This is a genomic window from Neobacillus drentensis, assembly GCF_036965645.1.
In the GTDB taxonomy this organism is placed as follows: Bacteria; Bacillota; Bacilli; order Bacillales; family Cytobacillaceae; genus Neobacillus; species Neobacillus drentensis_D.
Genome location: NZ_JBALPZ010000301.1, coordinates 1 through 271, shown reverse-complemented (window position 1 = coordinate 271; position 271 = coordinate 1). Strand labels below are relative to the sequence as shown.

Below are 271 nucleotides of genomic sequence, written 5' to 3'. Positions count from 1 at the left end.
ATTATGTTCTTTTGCGTATGTAATGGCAGAACCAAATAATTTCTTTTCATTTTTTGTTAAATTATCTGACTCACTAACTTTATCATTAATTTTAGAGTCGTATGTTACCTCTTTGATATTTTTCGAGCAAGCTACTAATGATCCTACAATAATCATGACAAGAATTAATCTAATATATTTCATAAAACTTACTCCCCCTATTGTATATAGGACAATTTTACCACGATACTCCTTGGATAAATTTAGAAGTTATCGACAAATAATTCAAAAA

Annotated in this window: 1 protein-coding gene; it reads right to left on the bottom strand. The window is 27.3% G+C overall.

From position 1 onward, the window contains the following. Positions 1-183, bottom strand: a 183-nt coding sequence (locus tag V7266_RS30655) for a hypothetical protein (protein WP_335473051.1), incomplete at its 3' end; no start/stop codon positions are given. Between the last annotated feature and the right edge of the window lie 88 nt (positions 184-271).